Source organism: Flavobacterium lacustre (assembly GCF_027474525.2).
GTDB classification, from domain to species: domain Bacteria; phylum Bacteroidota; class Bacteroidia; order Flavobacteriales; family Flavobacteriaceae; genus Flavobacterium; species Flavobacterium lacustre.
Genome location: NZ_CP114882.2, coordinates 2,366,970 through 2,383,735, shown reverse-complemented (window position 1 = coordinate 2,383,735; position 16,766 = coordinate 2,366,970). Strand labels below are relative to the sequence as shown.

The 16,766-nt window shown below is 35.3% G+C and carries 12 protein-coding genes; 9 read left to right on the top strand and 3 right to left on the bottom strand.

All coding sequences use genetic code 11. The features are described 5' to 3' along the window. Positions 1-57: 57 nt before the first annotated feature. The 3 genes from O6P34_RS10340 to O6P34_RS10330 all read left to right on the top strand — a co-directional run bounded on the left by O6P34_RS10340 (position 58) and on the right by O6P34_RS10330 (position 4,706). The gene (locus O6P34_RS10340) at positions 58-2,604 is read left to right on the top strand and encodes an ATP-dependent Clp protease ATP-binding subunit (RefSeq protein WP_269684431.1); all 2,547 of its coding nucleotides are present in this window, start codon (positions 58-60) and stop codon (positions 2,602-2,604) included. A 143-nt stretch (positions 2,605-2,747) separates the two neighbouring features. Further along, positions 2,748-4,115 carry a 30S ribosomal protein S6--L-glutamate ligase gene (gene rimK / locus O6P34_RS10335; RefSeq protein ID WP_269684430.1) on the top strand — a complete coding sequence of 456 codons (1,368 nt, stop codon included), beginning with the start codon at positions 2,748-2,750 and terminating at the stop codon, positions 4,113-4,115. Positions 4,116-4,190: 75 nt separating this feature from the next. After that, positions 4,191-4,706, top strand: coding sequence for a DUF421 domain-containing protein (locus O6P34_RS10330; protein WP_269684429.1), 516 nt, complete (start codon positions 4,191-4,193; stop codon positions 4,704-4,706). Between the two features lie 56 nt (positions 4,707-4,762). Here the strand turns inward: O6P34_RS10330 and O6P34_RS10325 are convergent, their stop codons facing one another. Genes O6P34_RS10325 through hutH form a run of 3 tightly spaced genes read right to left on the bottom strand, consistent with a single transcriptional unit; the run spans position 4,763 to position 8,327 of the window. Continuing rightward, positions 4,763-6,091 (bottom strand): inorganic phosphate transporter, encoded by a 1,329-nt coding sequence (locus O6P34_RS10325; RefSeq protein ID WP_269684428.1) that lies wholly within the window; start codon positions 6,089-6,091, stop codon positions 4,763-4,765. Positions 6,092-6,119: 28 nt separating this feature from the next. Continuing rightward, a complete protein-coding gene (locus O6P34_RS10320) occupies positions 6,120-6,764 on the bottom strand; it encodes a DUF47 domain-containing protein (protein ID WP_269684427.1) in 645 nt (214 codons plus the stop codon). A gap of 48 nt (positions 6,765-6,812) precedes the next feature. Next, positions 6,813-8,327 carry a histidine ammonia-lyase gene (gene hutH, locus O6P34_RS10315; RefSeq protein WP_269684426.1) on the bottom strand — a complete coding sequence of 505 codons (1,515 nt, stop codon included), beginning with the start codon at positions 8,325-8,327 and terminating at the stop codon, positions 6,813-6,815. Between the two features lie 632 nt (positions 8,328-8,959). On the opposite strand from hutH, the gene thrA reads away from it, so the two are divergent. From thrA to O6P34_RS10285, 6 genes are all read left to right on the top strand, one after another. Then, positions 8,960-11,407, top strand: coding sequence for a bifunctional aspartate kinase/homoserine dehydrogenase I (gene thrA / locus O6P34_RS10310; RefSeq protein WP_269684425.1), 2,448 nt, complete (start codon positions 8,960-8,962; stop codon positions 11,405-11,407). Between the two features lie 114 nt (positions 11,408-11,521). Beyond that, on the top strand, positions 11,522-12,442 hold the full coding sequence (locus O6P34_RS10305; RefSeq protein ID WP_269684424.1) for a homoserine kinase: 921 nt from the start codon (positions 11,522-11,524) through the stop codon (positions 12,440-12,442). A 100-nt stretch (positions 12,443-12,542) separates the two neighbouring features. Next, a complete protein-coding gene (thrC, locus tag O6P34_RS10300) occupies positions 12,543-13,832 on the top strand; it encodes a threonine synthase (protein ID WP_269684423.1) in 1,290 nt (429 codons plus the stop codon). 210 nt (positions 13,833-14,042) lie between these two features. Then, positions 14,043-15,518 (top strand): GIY-YIG nuclease family protein, encoded by a 1,476-nt coding sequence (locus O6P34_RS10295; RefSeq protein WP_269684422.1) that lies wholly within the window; start codon positions 14,043-14,045, stop codon positions 15,516-15,518. A gap of 33 nt (positions 15,519-15,551) precedes the next feature. Continuing rightward, the gene (locus tag O6P34_RS10290; RefSeq protein WP_269684421.1) at positions 15,552-16,232 is read left to right on the top strand and encodes a hypothetical protein; all 681 of its coding nucleotides are present in this window, start codon (positions 15,552-15,554) and stop codon (positions 16,230-16,232) included. A gap of 184 nt (positions 16,233-16,416) precedes the next feature. Beyond that, positions 16,417-16,668: a type II toxin-antitoxin system ParD family antitoxin gene (locus O6P34_RS10285; RefSeq protein WP_269684420.1), complete on the top strand. Its 252-nt coding sequence runs from the start codon at positions 16,417-16,419 to the stop codon at positions 16,666-16,668. Positions 16,669-16,766: the final 98 nt, after the last annotated feature.

Genomic DNA, 16,766 nt, shown 5'->3' with positions numbered 1-16,766 from the left:
AACGATTTTTGTTTTTCAATCACTAATTGACTAAATTTACAGTATCAAATATATATTATGGATGATAATTTTTCACCAAGAGTAAAAGATGTTATTACCTACAGCAAAGAAGAAGCTTTGCGATTGGGACATGACTTCATTGGGACCGAACACTTGATGTTAGGCATATTAAGAGACGGTAACGGGAAAGCAATTCAAATATTGAATAACTTATCGGTGGATTTAGATCATCTGCGCAGAAAAGTAGAAATTCTAAGCCCCGCAAGCCCCAGCGTTGAAATAAGCGTTGAAAAAAAGAACTTACACCTGACCCGTCAGGCAGAACGAGCACTAAAAACAACTTTTCTCGAAGCAAAAGTATTTCAAAGTTCCTCGATTAGCACCGCACATTTATTGTTGTGTATTTTAAGAAATGAAAACGATCCAACAACCAAACTACTCAATAAATTAAAAATTGATTATGATGTAGTTAAAGAACAATATTTAAATATGACTCCAAGCGAAGAAGAATTTTTAGAAAACTTGCCAAGAAATGAATCATACAATGACGATTCAGGACAAGATGACAGTCTTAAAGAAGGAAATTTTAATAATCCCGCCAACAAATCAAACAAAAAATCAAAAACACCCGTTCTTGATAATTTTGGGAGAGATTTAACAGAAATGGCCGAAGAGGGAAAATTAGATCCTGTGGTTGGACGTGAAAAAGAAATCGAACGTGTTTCACAAATTTTGAGCCGTCGAAAAAAGAACAATCCACTTTTGATAGGAGAACCAGGTGTGGGGAAATCAGCAATCGCCGAGGGTTTAGCGCTGCGTATTATTCAAAAGAAAGTGTCCAGAATTTTATTCAATAAAAGAGTCGTGACCTTAGATTTAGCGAGTCTTGTTGCCGGCACAAAATACCGTGGACAATTTGAAGAGCGCATGAAAGCCGTGATGAACGAATTAGAAAAGAATGATGATATTATTCTTTTTATTGATGAAATTCACACTATCGTTGGTGCTGGCGGCGCTACGGGTTCATTAGACGCTTCAAATATGTTTAAGCCTGCATTAGCAAGAGGCGAAATACAATGTATTGGCGCAACCACGCTGGATGAATACAGACAATATATAGAAAAAGATGGCGCTCTTGAAAGACGTTTTCAAAAGATAATTGTAGAACCAACTTCTGTTGCGGAAACAATTACCATTTTGAATAACATTAAAAACAAATACGAAGATCACCACAACGTGACTTATTCAGCGGAAGCAATTGAAGCTTGTGTAAAATTAACTGACAGATATATGTCTGAACGTTTCTTGCCGGACAAAGCTATTGATGCTTTAGACGAAGCCGGTTCTCGTGTTCATATAACTAATATTGAAGTACCGAAACAAATTTTAGATTTAGAACGTCAATTAGAAGATGTTCGAGAATTGAAAAATGCAGTCGTTAAAAAACAGAAATATGAAGAAGCGGCAAGACTTCGTGATGATGAAAAACGCATTGAAAAAGAGTTAGCTGTTGCCCAAGAACAATGGGAAGAAGACGCTAAAAACAACCGAATTGAAGTTACCGAAGATAATGTAGCCGATGTGGTTTCTATGATGACAGGAATTCCCGTGAATCGTATCGCTCAAACGGAAAGCAATAAACTAGCTAAACTTCCTGAACTTATTGAAGGTAAAGTTATTGGACAAAAAGAAGCGGTAATGAAAATCGCCCGTTCTATACAACGAAATCGTGCTGGATTAAAAGATCCAAACCGACCAATTGGTTCATTTATTTTCTTAGGTCAAACAGGAGTTGGTAAAACCCAATTGGCAAAAGTATTAGCAAAAGAATTATTCGACTCTGAGGATGCGTTAATCCGCATTGACATGAGCGAATACATGGAAAAATTTGCAATCTCCCGTTTAGTAGGAGCGCCTCCGGGATACGTGGGTTATGAAGAAGGTGGTCAATTAACGGAGAAAGTTCGAAGAAAACCATATTGTGTTGTACTATTGGATGAAATTGAAAAAGCCCATCCTGATGTTTTCAATATGTTGCTACAAGTTCTTGATGATGGTTATCTAACCGATAGTTTAGGACGAAAAATTGATTTCAAAAACACTATAATTATCATGACTTCTAATGTTGGAGCCAGACAATTAAAAGATTTTGGACAAGGAGTTGGATTTGGAACTGCTGCCAAAGTAGCTCAAGCCGATGATAATTCGAAAAGTATTATTGAAAACGCTTTAAAGAAAACTTTTGCTCCGGAATTCCTTAACAGAATTGATGATGTAATTGTTTTTAATGCTTTAGAAAAAAAACACATCGATTTGATTATCGAAATCGAATTAAAAAAATTGTATGCCCGTGTTTCTGAATTGGGTTATAAATTAAGCCTTTCAGACAAAGCAAAAGCATTTATTGCCGAGAAAGGTTTTGACAAACAATTTGGCGCAAGACCATTAAAAAGAGCCATTCAGAAATATGTGGAAGATTCACTCGCCGAAGAAATTATCACTTCAAAAATTGGATCCGGAGACGAAATTTTCATGGATATTGAAGAGGGTTCACAAGAATTAACCGTTGAAGTTCATAAAGCGGAAGAACCAACAAACCAATAAATTCTTTAGTTTAACTATTATAAAATATACCCGTTACGTTTTCATAACATAGCGGGTATATTCTTTATAGTAAATCCCATATTATTTTAAAAACAAATATTTACATTTGACCCTCATAAAAACAGATCCAATACAATTAATCTATGTCCGATAATAAAGTTATTTTAGGTAGCGAAGAATGGTGTTCTTTCCCTGAATTAGGAATTCCAACCATAAAAGCACGAGTAGATTCAGGCGCCAAAACATCAGCGTTACACGCTATAAATATCGCCCCTTTCATAAAAAACGAATCCAATTGGGTAAAATTTGACATTAACCCAATTCAGAATAATCTCAAAACAGTTATTCATTGTGAAGCCCCATTAATAGACAAACGCATCGTAAAAAGTTCTAGTGGATTCAGAGAACAACGCTATGTAATTCAGACACATTTAAAAATTGGCGACTCTAAATGGCCAATAGAAATGACATTGACCAATCGAGATTCTATGGGTTTTCGAATGCTTTTAGGAAGAGAAGCCATGAGCGGAAGAGTTCTGGTTGATCCGGAACAAAAATACCTTTTAGGACAACCAACTCCAGAAAGTCTAAAAGAACTTTATAAAAACTCCGAAAAAGCAAGTTCTGGTTTACGCATTGGCTTATTGGCCAGTAATCCGGAATTGTACAGCAACAAACGAATCATGGAAGCTGGCGAAATGAGAGGACATGAAATGCATTTTTTGAATATAAAAGAATGCTACATGAAACTGGATGCAAAAAATCCCGAAATTCATTATCGCGGTGGCCGAATATTAAATGAATTTGATGCTGTCATACCAAGAATCCGTCCTAGCATCACCTTTTATGGCTGTGCCCTGACCCGACAATTTGAAGCCCTGAAAGTGTTTTGTTTGAATTCATCAACAGCAATTACACAATCTCGGGACAAATTATTTTCATTGCAATTATTACTGAATCATGGTGTAGAAATTCCTACCACTGGTTTTGCTAATTCCCCTTTGGACACCAATGATTTAATAAAAATGGTCGGCGGACCTCCTTTGATTGTAAAATTACTGGAAGGAACCCAAGGAAAAGGAGTTGTATTAGCCGAAACTAAAAAAGCAGCAGAAAGTGTAATCAATGCTTTCAAAAGTTTAAATGCTAATATCTTAGTCCAAGAATTCATCAAAGAAGCCAATGGAAAAGATATTCGCTGTTTTGTAATAGACGGGAAAGTAGTTGCGGCAATTCAGCGTGAAGCAATGCCCGGAGAATTTAGAGCAAACATCCATTTAGGAGGAACGGCTTCTATCATAAAAGTTACACCAGAAGAAAAAAAGATTGCGATTAAAGCCGCAAAAGCCATGGATTTAAAAGTAGCCGGAGTTGACATTATTCGTTCTTCAAAAGGGCCTTTACTACTCGAGGTAAACTCTTCACCGGGACTCGAAGGAATTGAAGGCGCTACGAATAAAGATATTGCAGGCGAAATGATAAAAGCCATTGAAAAAAACTTTAAGCTATAATCTGTATTTCAGTTTTAGAATCTTAAATTAGAAATAACAAAAAAGTGTAAAGCCATCTTCTAAATACCAAACAAAATGATAAACACCTATCTTGAAATCATCATTCGCAGTGCGGCCGTTTATCTTTTTATGGTAATCGCTTTACGCATTTTTGGTAAAAAAGAACTATCCCAACTCAATACTGCAGATGTCATTTTAATATTACTGATCAGTAATTCAGTTCAAAATGCCATGGTTGGCAATAACACCAGTCTTTGGGGCGGTTTAGCAGCTGCAACCGTACTTTTTGCCATTAATTTTATACTAAAGAAATTAATGTACAAATACCGAAAGTTTAGTGATTTCATGCAGGAAAAACCCGAAATTCTAATTCATAACGGCAATCTGGATTTTGAAATATTAAGTAAATTAAATATTACTTCCGACGAATTAAAAGAAGCCATGAGAGAACATGGTGTCGAATATTTCAAAGATGTAAAACTAGCTATGTTAGAAATTGACGGTAATATTAGTATCATTTCAGGTGAAAATAATCTTAGGCAAACGCATTATAAACGAAGACGCATTCATAAAAATTTGATTCAAAATTAGACTTCATAAAAAAACCACTCAATTTGAGTGGTTTTTTTATGAAGTCTAATTATATTTTATAAAATCATATTAAGTAACGAGTAAACCATGGCTGCCAAAACTGCCGAAACTGGAATGGTTAAAATCCAAGCCCAAATCAATCTTACAGTAACACCCCAGCGTACTGCTGAAACTCTTTTGGTTACACCAACACCAATAATAGATCCTGTTATAGTATGTGTAGTTGAAACCGGAATTTTAAAATGTTCGGTCATAAATAAAGTCAATGCTCCGGCAGATTCTGCTACAACGCCTTCAAAAGCATTCACTTTTGTTATTTTTGAACCCATTGTTTTTACAATTTTCCAACCACCGCTCAATGTTCCTAAAGCAATAACAGAATAACAAGTTAACGGAATCCAACTTGGCATATTAGCCGCAATACCTTTATCTTCATCTGGTAAAATTACATTTAAATCTAACCATCCTCCTGATAAGTCAACATGCGGATTCATTCTGATATAAACAGCTACTGCTGCTGCAATGATACCCATTACTTTTTGTGAATCATTTCCTCCATGTCCCAAACTGAAAGCTGCTGAAGATAATAATTGCATCTTTTTCAATACAGCCTCTGATTGTGAGGTAGAAAAAGAACTAAAAAACAAATTAAATATCGCTAAACTAAAAAAGATGAAAGCAACCAAAAACCATTTTATATTGTGGGGTTCAGTAATAACACTCCAAAAATGACTTTCAAATCGAGGCTTTTTTATCTCTGCGTAAGGAATTAACACCGATGATAAAAACCAAACAACTAAAAGCATCAATGCTACAGTCAGTAATTTCGGATATATGTTTTTCTTTGATGAATACATCATCCATAACGAAATGAAATACGATATAATCATTCCCAACAATGGTGCAAAAACAATAAATAAAATTACAATTAAAACACCTGAAGGCAACAATTCTCCTTCTTTTGCGGCTTTTAACCAACTAACTATTTTAAGTCCATAATGTTCCGGATCCTGAACTACTCCAGAAAATCCGTGTGCAATAGCTGCACCTGCAAATCCGCCAATTAATGTATGCGAGGAAGAAGAAGGAATCCCTTTCCACCAAGTGAATAAGTTCCAAATAATTGCTGCAATAATACCCGCTAATATTACGGTTAAATTAATACTGCTGGTATGAGCTGTTTTTGCAACGGTATCAGCCACTCCAAAACCAAAAACCCAATAGGCCAAAAAGTTAAAAAATGCTGCCCAAAGTACCGCTTGAAAAGGTGTCAATACTTTAGTGGCCACAATCGTCGCTATAGAATTAGCTGCATCATGAAAACCATTGATGTAATCAAAAATTAATGCTAAAACTATGATTATAATAAGTAGTGTGAAATCCATAAATATAGTTCAGTATAAACTGATTGAATTAAGAATGTTTTACCGAAATTGATTCTAAAACACTGGCAACACTTTTACATTTATCAGTTGCTGTTTCTAAAACGGACAACACTTCTTTATATTTAATAATGTTTTTGGCATCCGTTTCATTTTCAAAAATTTCAAATACCGCTTTATTGTAAACCGTATCCGATTTATTTTCCAGCTTACTGATTCTTGCACAAGCATCTGTAATATTCTTAATCTTTTTAAGGTTTTTCAATTCTTTTACGGCAACATCAATATTTTGACATGCTTCAAGATTGATTTCTGTCAATTTTCGTATTGATTTTGTAATCTTATCTACTTGATACAAACGCATTCTGCTGGCCGCACCATGAAGATTATCCGCAACATTATCTATCGAAGTAATCAAAGAGTGAATATCTTCTCTGTCAAATGGTGTAATGAAATTTCTGCTCAATTCCAGATTGGTTTGACGCGTAATGTCTTCTCCTTTTTGCTCTAATGCATCTATCTTCTGAAAAAGAACTTCTCTTTCTTTCAAAGGAAGGTTTACAGCTTCATGCAAATTAGAAGCTAATTCAATTAAATTACTAGACGCTTCTTCAAAAAGAGGAAAGAATTTTTTGTCTTTTGGAACTAAAAATTGGAAAATACTATTTATCGACATTTTATTAAATTTAGAGTTACAAAATTAGTTCATTATTTTAAGCCAATGTTAAGCCATTGTTAACAAATCGTCTTCAATTTGAAAACTATTCAAAAAAGATACTGTTTTTTCTATGTCATAATGCAAGATGCGATCTTCTGCTACCAAAGGGACCTCTTCTCGGTAAGCGCTCAAAAACAGCTCTATAAAATCACTGGATTGTAACGGACGCCTGTAAGCAATTGCCTGTGAAGCATTCATCAATTCAATAGCCAAAATCCGTTCTAAATTATCCATAATTCGCAACGCTTTGGTGGCGCCATTAGCACCCATACTTACGTGATCTTCCTGACCGTTGCTCGATACAATACTGTCTACACTTGATGGCGTAGCCAATTGTTTATTTTGACTCGCAATACTGGCGGCTGTATATTGCGGAATCATCAAACCGGAATTCAGTCCCGGATTGTCTACTAAAAAAGCAGGAAGATTGCGCAAGCCCGAAATCAACTGATACGTTCTGCGCTCGGATATACTTCCCAGTTCTGCCAATGCAATTGCCATAAAATCTAAGGCTAAAGCCAAAGGTTGTCCATGAAAATTCCCTCCGGAAATAATCTGGTCGCTTTCTATAAATATATTAGGATTATCTGTTACCGAATTGATTTCGGTTTTAAATACTTTTTTCACATAATCAATCGCATCTTTTGAAGCGCCATGCACTTGCGGAATACATCGAAAAGAGTACGGATCCTGAACATGTGTTTTTGATTGTTCGATGATTTCACTTCCTTCCAGAAAACCTTTCACACGATTAGCCGTTACAATTTGTCCTTTGTGAGGCCTGATAAAATGAATCAATTCATGAAAAGGCTCAATACGTCCGTCAAATCCTTCTAGAGAAATCGTTGCAATTAAATCTGCCAAATAGGAAAACTTATTGGTTTTAATCAAAATATGCGCACCATAAGCACTCATAAACTGCGTTCCGTTCAACAACGCCAATCCTTCTTTAGATTGCAAAACAATAGGTTCCCAGTTAAACTGTTTTAAAACCACACTCGAATGCACTTTTTTACCTTCAAAATAAACTTCGCCTTCGCCTAATAAAGGCAAAGACAAATGCGCTAATGGAGCCAAATCACCCGAAGCACCAAGAGAACCTTGCGTATAAATAACAGGAAGAATACCGTTGTTATAAAAAGCGATCAATCGGTCAACCGTTTGCAATTGAATACCCGAATGCCCGTAACTCAGCGATTGGATTTTGAGCAACAACATCAGCTTAACAATCTCGCTTGGCACTTCATCACCTGTACCGCAAGAGTGCGATTTCACTAAATTCTCTTGTAATTTTGATAAGTTTTCATTTGAAATTTTCACATTACAAAGCGAACCAAAACCAGTATTGATACCATATATAGGAGTAGATTGGGCCGCCATTTTTTTATCCAAATAATCCCTGCATTTCTGGATATTTACCTTAGCTTCTTCTGATAATGCCAATGTTTTATCATGCGCAATAATTTCCTGTACGTTTTCCAACGAAAGTACTTGTGTGCTTATGTAATGTGTATTATCCATTTGTATCGTATTTGAATACCCAAAATTCAATAAATCAATATTAAAAAGCAACATTTGTTGATAATAATTTAAAATCAACGATTAAACAGACTCAAAGATTAACAATTCCATCCTAAACCGTTTACACCACACACTTTAAGTGATGGTAAAGTACTAATAATCCAAACGATTTCTTTCCTGCAAACAGCGCTAATTGCACTGCAACCAAATCCAAACCCGTCAAAACAGGAAATTTCATTAAATAAAACAGTTAGCAAATCCCTTTTTCATTCCGTTTAATTTCGTCTAAAAATAAGAATCTAACAACCATCCTACACATCTGTTACCAAATAACCAATATTCAATTAATTAGCGCTATATTTTTAAAATATTCGCAAAAACCGAATTATGGTTTTTGTTTTTTATAAAAAACTGTACTTTTGGGGAATCAAATGAAAAACAACAGCACATCATATCAATCTTCGATAACAACTCCAAAAAGAGTTGCTTCTGCTGTTACATTTACTACAACAACTACAACTACCCCTTAGGGGTATACATTTTACATATAATCCTATTTTATACTTTTCCTAACGGAAGAAAGGTCTTGGATATATAAATAACATTTGCATTTTTAAAATAAAACAAACAAAATGAAAGTATTAAAATTTGGCGGAACTTCGGTAGCCAATGCACAAAATATAAAACTGGTTTTAGATATTGTTCTACATAAAGCAAAAGAAGAAAAAGTAATCGTAGTAGTTTCTGCTTTAAGTAAAGTGACTGATTTACTGCAACTCGCTGCCGCAAAAGCTGCCGCAAACGACGAAAGCTTCAAAGAAATCGTAGCCTTAATCGAGAAAAAACATTTAGACGCCTTAAAAGAACTTATTCCCGTAAGCGAACAAAGCAGCCTTTTAAGCCACATCAAAAGAATCGTCAATCACCTGGAAACCCTTTTAGACGGTTGTTTCCTTTTAGGAGAATTATCCCCTAGAACATCAGATACTATTTTAAGTTTCGGAGAATTATTGTCGTCTTACATCATTGCCGAAGCATTAAAACAACACCTCAAAAACAGCGCCTACAAAGACAGTCGCGAATTGATAAAAACCAACAATAATTTCGGAAAAGCAGCCGTAAATTTTGAAGTATCAAATCAATTGATTTCAAATTTCGTTGCCACAAATGAAAGCCAAGTTGTAATCATGCCTGGGTTTATCGCTTCCTCACTTGACGGAATCAACACTACTTTAGGTCGTGGCGGTTCAGATTACACTGCGGCTATTATTGCTGCTGCGGTAGAGGCAACCGATTTAGAAATCTGGACAGACGTAAACGGAATGTTTACTGCCAATCCAAAAATTGTAAAACAAGCACAACCTATAGCCACTATTTCCTATCAGGAAGCAATGGAATTATCTCATTTTGGAGCCAAAGTATTGTATCCGCCAACCATTCAACCGGTATTGAGAAAAAATATTCCTATCCTGATCAAAAACACGTTTGAACCGGGAGCAGAAGGAACTTTAATATCCAATACTATTTCTTCTCAAACCAATCCGGTCAAAGGAATCAGTCATATCGATAACATCTCATTACTAACTCTTGAAGGTCCGGGAATGATTGGTGTTTCAGGTTCTTCCAAAAGACTTTTCGAGGTATTATCTCAGGAAAACATCAACGTAATCTTTATTACTCAGGCTTCTTCTGAGCATTCTATTTGTATCGGTATTCAAAATTCCGATGCTGAAACAGCAGAAAACGCCATCAATAAAGCCTTTGGAAATGAAATCCTGCAAAACAAAATCGATCCTTGTATTGTAGAGAAAAACCTGTGCATTATTGCTTTGGTAGGCGAAAACATGAAGAATCATCAAGGGCTTAGCGGTCGAATGTTTAGCACTTTGGGTAAAAACAACGTCAACATTCGCGCCATTGCACAAGGAGCTTCCGAAAGAAACATCTCTGCAGTTATCAACGAAAGAGATGTAAAAAAAGCACTGAATACATTACACGAGAACTTTTTTGAAGAAAACACAAAACAGTTGAACCTGTTTGTAATGGGGGTTGGAAATGTAGGCGAAAAATTCATCGAGCAAATTCACCAACAAAAGAAATTCTTAAAAGAGAATCTAAAAATAAACCTGCGCGTTATTGCATTGTCAAATTCAAGAAAAATGTATTTTGACGAAGACGGAATTCCGTTGAAAGAATGGCAGTTTGCTTTAGAAACTGGAGAACCTGCAGATAAAGAGGAATTCATTTCAAGAGTAAAATCACTCAATTTACGCAACAGTATTTTTGTAGACATCACTGCTAACGAAAGCGTTTCTAAAACTTACGAGCAGTATTTAAAACAAAACATTGCCGTAGTAACTTGTAACAAAATTGCATGTGCTTCGGAATATGACAACTACAAAAACCTGAAAAACTTATCCCGTCAGTACAACGCGCCTTTCTTGTTTGAAACTAATGTTGGTGCAGGATTACCTATCATTGATACCGTAAAAAACCTAATCGCTTCTGGCGATAAAGTCCATAAAATACAAGCCGTTTTATCTGGAAGTTTAAACTTTATTTTCAACAATTTCGACGAAAATAACTCTTTCCATGATGTGGTAAAAGAAGCGGGTGTGCAAGGATTTACGGAACCGGATCCTAAAATTGACTTAAGCGGAATTGACGTAGCCAGAAAAATTCTGATTCTAATCCGTGAAAGTGGATATAAAATGGAAATCGATGCCATTGCCAATGAATCGTTTATGCCTGCTGCCTGCTTACAAACCACTTCAAACGAAGCGTTCTTTGAATCGTTAATCGAACATGCCGCGCATTTTGATGCCATTTACAAAGAAGCCTTAAGCAAAGATTCCCGTTTGAAATATGTAGCACAATTCGAAAACGGAAAAGCAAGCGTTGGTTTAAGATTCATTCCAAAAGAGCATCCGTTCTACAATCTGGAAGGAAAAGACAACATTGTTTTATTCTTCACAGACCGTTATGTAGACCAACCGTTATTGATAAAAGGTGCAGGTGCCGGAGCAGCAGTTACAGCCTCAGGAATATTTGCTGATGTAATCAGAATTGGAAACGTATAAATAAGTCGTAAAGTCGAATGTCATAAAGTCTAAAAGTTAACCACTTGATTTTATATTCATTCCTAAGACTTTACCTCTTTATGACTTTAGACTTTAGACTTTAAGACTACTATTATGAATGAAATAAAAATATTTTGCCCCGCCACAATCGCCAACCTATCCTGCGGATTTGATGTCCTCGGACTGTGTTTAGAAACGGCAGGTGACGAAATGATTATTCGAAAATCAGCTACAAAAGGCGTTCGCATCACTAAAATAGTAGGTGCCGACTTGCCTTTAGAAACCGAAAAAAACGTAGCTGGTGTAGCCGCTTTGGCAATGTTAGAAGCAATAGATACCGAATTTGGTTTTGATATCGAAATCTACAAACACATCAAAGCCGGTAGCGGAATTGGGAGTAGTGCTGCAAGTGCTGCAGGTGCCGTTTTTGGTATCAATGAATTATTGGGACAACCATTCACCCGAAAAGAATTAGTGCTTTTTGCCATGCAAGGCGAAAAACTGGCCAGCGGAAACGCCCATGCCGATAACGTCGCTCCTGCCCTTTTAGGCGGATTTACATTGGTGCGCAGTTCTAATCCTTTAGACATTATCAAAATTCAAAGCCCACCGGAACTATACGCAACCGTAGTACATCCTCAGATTGAGTTAAAAACTTCGGATGCCCGCTCGGTTTTAAAACAAACCGTTTCCCTCAAAAGTGCCATCACGCAATGGGGAAATGTAGGCGGATTAGTAGCCGGATTATACACTCAGGATTACGACTTAATAGGCCGTTCCCTTCATGACGAAATCGTAGAACCTTTACGCAGTGTCTTGATTCCGGGTTTCGATTTAATCAAAAAAACAGCCTACGAACACGGCGCATTAGGTTCAGGAATATCAGGCTCAGGTCCTTCTATTTTCGCTTTAAGCAAAGGGGAAGCAACCGCACAAAAAATAGCCGAAGCCATGAGCGCTGTCTACGAAGAAATGAATTTACCGTATGAAATTCACGTTTCTAAAGTAAATGACGAAGGAATGAAAATCATCTAATTCCCACGCATTAAAGGAAGATAACACACAATAACACAGGATGAATCCCTTTCGCCTCCCTTCCCTTTAGGGAGCGTTTAGGATGCTAAAATTAGTAAAAATGAAATATTACAGTTTAAACCATAACGCACCGAAAGTTTCTTTCCAAGAAGCCGTAATACAAGGATTAGCAACCGATAAAGGATTGTATTTCCCGGAATCAATAACCCCGTTAGCCCCTTCTTTTTTTGAAGATATCGAAAATAAGAGCAACGAAGAAATCGCTTTTGAAGCCATCCAACAATTTGTAGGCGACGAAATTCCGGCAGAAACCCTAAAACAAATCATTGCCGAAACCCTGTGTTTCGATTTTCCGGTGGTCGAAGTCGAAAAAGGAATCTATTCCTTAGAGCTTTTTCATGGTCCAACCATGGCCTTCAAGGACGTAGGCGCCCGCTTCATGTCCCGTTGTTTAGGCTACTTCAACAAAGATAAAAAAGACAATAAAAATACCGTTCTCGTAGCCACTTCTGGTGATACAGGAGGCGCCGTAGCCAGCGGATTCCTTGGCGTTACCGGTGTCGAAGTCGTAATTTTATACCCTTCAGGAAAAGTAAGTGACATACAAGAACGTCAATTAACCACTTTAGGACAAAACATCAAAGCACTCGAAGTCGATGGCGTTTTTGATGACTGCCAGGACATGGTCAAAAAAGCATTTTTAGACGACAGCTTAAAACACCAGAAACTAACCTCGGCAAACTCCATCAATATAGCCCGTTGGTTACCACAAATGTTTTACTTCTTCTTTGCTTACAAAGCCTTAAAGAAACAAAACAAACCATTAGTTTTCTCTTGCCCAAGTGGGAATTTCGGAAACATATGCGCCGGAATCATCGCCAAAAAAATGGGATTACCTATCGAACATTTCGTAGCCGCTACCAATGCAAATGATACTGTACCACGCTTTTTGGCAAACGGATTATACGATCCAAAACCATCTATTGCCACCATTTCAAATGCAATGGATGTAGGGAATCCAAGTAATTTCATCCGCATTCAGGAAATGTACCAAAACGATTTAGAGCAGTTCAAACAAGACTTCTCTTCTTTCACTTTCTCCGATGAAGAAACCCTTGCAGCCATGAAAACCATTTACAATACCGATGGCTACATTGCAGAACCTCACGGAGCAGTAGGCTATTTGGGATTGAAAAAAGAATTACAAAACCATCCTGATGCACTTGGTATTTTCTTAGAAACTGCCCACCCTATCAAGTTTCTCGATACCGTAGAACCTACATTAAACGTAAAACTACCTATCCCGGCACAAATCGAAAGTGTGCTTAACAAAGAGAAAGTAAGCGTAAAAATCAAAACCTACGAAGAACTCAAAGCCTTCTTAGCCTAACAGCAAAACTACTAAACACCATATAAACCGACTGAGAACTATTTCAGTCGGTTTTTTTTTACGAAAATTAGTTATATGTAAGTAAAATCATTACGTTTGTTAAGCAAAGGAGTAATAGCGACAAGCTAACTAATTAGTGTTTCCAGTTGCAACTCTAATACACAATATATTAGTTGTGAGTAATTTTAAGAAACTTAAACCTAACCAAAAATGACTTTTTTTAGAAACATATTTAAATCTGACCAGAAAAAAATTGAAAATGTTTCTGAAAACGAAACAGATAAATCGTCTGAATTTGGTCTTGGTGAATTTGAAATAAATGACTTTCCAGAAAATGATAGAAATAAATCCTTTTACTTTTACGAATACAATAAACCGAATGGAGAATGGATTGAAATTGGCCAGCCAATTTGTATAATTCGTATTGGAGAAAAAAGCGGATTTAACTTCACATCAGCGAGTATAATTGCTTCAAGATCTGGAATTTTAGAACATACTTTAAAAAAAGACGACATCCTTTCTAATGGAATTTTTTTTTACAAACTTCATCCAAAAGGAGAATTCCAAAATGAAAATTCGATAGAAAATTCAGAGTTTAAAGAATATTTTAAAAGTCCTAGTTATAACTATTCGTTTGACAAATGGTTAGTCAAAGATGGTGCATATGTAAAAATTGGTGAACCAATTTTTACATACAATGATTCAAACCGTCAAAAGCAGACAAACTATTCAAAAAAAGATGGCTTCATTTTTCAAATTGACCCTTGCAAGGTTGTTCTTTTAAAAGACTATGAGTTAATATATATAATTAGAAATAGTGATGAGCAAAGAATTAGTGAGCGATTCATTAACATACCTAATCTTATTGTTGACGAATTTACTAACTCAAGAATAATTAATTGGCATACAGTCAGCTCAAGATTTGGAAGAAATACAGGTATTAAAACAAAATCTGATGACTCTATAACAGATTTTCTTTTTACTTTAAATTACATTGATAACAATGACTACATCATATTTCATTTTAACCCAAAACAAATAAGACCAAGGCAATCTGATAAAGTCTTATTTTTATTTGAAAATGGAAAACAAATTCAATTTGAATTACATGAAAACCCAATATCATCGAAAAACAGCCTAAACGAAAAAATTTTAGAATACAAAGGATTAATTACAAAAACTGAACTTGAAATATTTTCAAATTCTATTTTCATTAAATGGAAAATCTCACTAGTTAGCGATAAAAGAGATATTTTAGGTGGAGAAATTGGTGGAGATGACTTTTATTCAACGAAAAACAATATTCAAATAGTAATTAAAAAATTTACAAGAGAATATGTCGAATTCGTAAAGAAAAACATACCCGATTACAAACCAACTGAATTAAAACAAGCAGTAATGGTTAAAGAAATAACAACAGATTTTTGTTCTGTTTATTTAATGCACGATACAAGTAACAACTATTACAAAATAGGAATTTCTAACAAACCAGAATATAGAGAAAGAACTTTACAAAGTGAAAAACCAACAATCGAAATAATTGTATCCAAGAAATTTCCAATTAGAAAAATAGCAGAAAGTATTGAAAAGGCATTACATGAAACATATTCGGAAAAAAGATTAAGAGGAGAATGGTTTGAATTAGACCTAAAGGATATTGAACATATAATAGAGACATTAAAATAAAAATTACGAACAACAGCTAAAACGCCAACATTTATGAGAAAAATTCTCCTCGTTCATATAATATTTTTATCTTTTTTCAATATTTATTCAAAAGAAAATTTGAAGGAGAAAGAAATAACTTTAACTAATTTCATTATTGATTCTAAAAATCCAATTGAAATTAAAGACGTGACTGTTCGTAAAGAATCTGAAAGTTTTTATCATAATAATATGCCTTGGATAGCTGCTTTGTTAATCGGAGTGGCTTCTGCCGTTATCAATTTAATAATTGCACATTGTTTACGTAAGTCAAACGAAATAAATATGAATAAGCAAATAGAAAACGCTAAAGAAATTACTCTAACCCAATTCAAGTCAACAATAGCAACAAAAAATCGTCAAGATTGGATCAACGAATTCCGCCATTCTGTGAGTGATTTCATTTCATATTCAACTATCCTTATGCCGGATGATTCAAGTCCAGTTAAAGATGACATAACTCATCCGATATATGAAAAATTTTTATACACTAAAGCCAAGCTTGAAATGTTAATCAATCCAAACAAAAAAGAATATGCTATTTTTCATGACTATTTACAAGACATGTTAGATATTTTATTGCTTACAGATAAAGATTTTAATATTGGGAAATTCAGACAGATACGAGAAAATATAATTAAGTCATCACGTACTATTATTGAAATTCAATGGAGAAAAATTAAAGCCTTATCGTAACTACTTCCAACATCTACAACGGATTTAGGCAATTGACTTAATCAAAAGTTTGTTTTGTATTTGGGAATTTTGGCAAATCCGAAGAATAGGTTTAATTTAGTCCCAAACCCGCTGTAGGACCTGAACGTTATCTCAAATTTTCGAGAGTAACCTACAACAATTACAAAATTTTGATACAATTATCATGGGAAAGAACATATCCATATCGTTAGGTAATCATTTCGAAACATTTATCGAAAAAAGTGTTTCAAAAGGTCGTTTTCAAAATGCTAGCGAAGTCATTCGTGCCGGACTCAGAATGCTTGAAGAAGAAGAAAATAAAGTTATTGCTCTAAGAATTGCAATTCAAGAAGGAATCGACAGCGGAATAGCAAAAGATTTTGATTCCCAAAAAAACCTACAAATGTTACAGTCAAAAAAGAATACAAATAGCTAAATAGTAACGCTAGCGCGAGCATCCCGCTCTTAAACACCAAAACAAATCCGCGAAAATCGTTTTAAATCCGTTTCATCCCCAAACCCTCCCCAAAAAAT

What these genes read in the sequence shown, in the direction of transcription:
- O6P34_RS10320 (WP_269684427.1), bottom strand. Translation starts at nt 6,764, where the DNA reads ATGTCGATAAATAGTATTTTCCAATTTTTAGTTCCAAAAGACAAAAAA.
- O6P34_RS10285 (WP_269684420.1), top strand. Translation starts at nt 16,417, where the DNA reads ATGGGAAAGAACATATCCATATCGTTAGGTAATCATTTCGAAACATTT.
- rimK (WP_269684430.1), top strand. Translation starts at nt 2,748, where the DNA reads ATGTCCGATAATAAAGTTATTTTAGGTAGCGAAGAATGGTGTTCTTTC.
- thrC (WP_269684423.1), top strand. Translation starts at nt 12,543, where the DNA reads ATGAAATATTACAGTTTAAACCATAACGCACCGAAAGTTTCTTTCCAA.
- O6P34_RS10290 (WP_269684421.1), top strand. Translation starts at nt 15,552, where the DNA reads ATGAGAAAAATTCTCCTCGTTCATATAATATTTTTATCTTTTTTCAAT.
- O6P34_RS10340 (WP_269684431.1), top strand. Translation starts at nt 58, where the DNA reads ATGGATGATAATTTTTCACCAAGAGTAAAAGATGTTATTACCTACAGC.
- O6P34_RS10330 (WP_269684429.1), top strand. Translation starts at nt 4,191, where the DNA reads ATGATAAACACCTATCTTGAAATCATCATTCGCAGTGCGGCCGTTTAT.
- hutH (WP_269684426.1), bottom strand. Translation starts at nt 8,327, where the DNA reads ATGGATAATACACATTACATAAGCACACAAGTACTTTCGTTGGAAAAC.
- O6P34_RS10295 (WP_269684422.1), top strand. Translation starts at nt 14,043, where the DNA reads ATGACTTTTTTTAGAAACATATTTAAATCTGACCAGAAAAAAATTGAA.
- O6P34_RS10325 (WP_269684428.1), bottom strand. Translation starts at nt 6,091, where the DNA reads ATGGATTTCACACTACTTATTATAATCATAGTTTTAGCATTAATTTTT.
- thrA (WP_269684425.1), top strand. Translation starts at nt 8,960, where the DNA reads ATGAAAGTATTAAAATTTGGCGGAACTTCGGTAGCCAATGCACAAAAT.
- O6P34_RS10305 (WP_269684424.1), top strand. Translation starts at nt 11,522, where the DNA reads ATGAATGAAATAAAAATATTTTGCCCCGCCACAATCGCCAACCTATCC.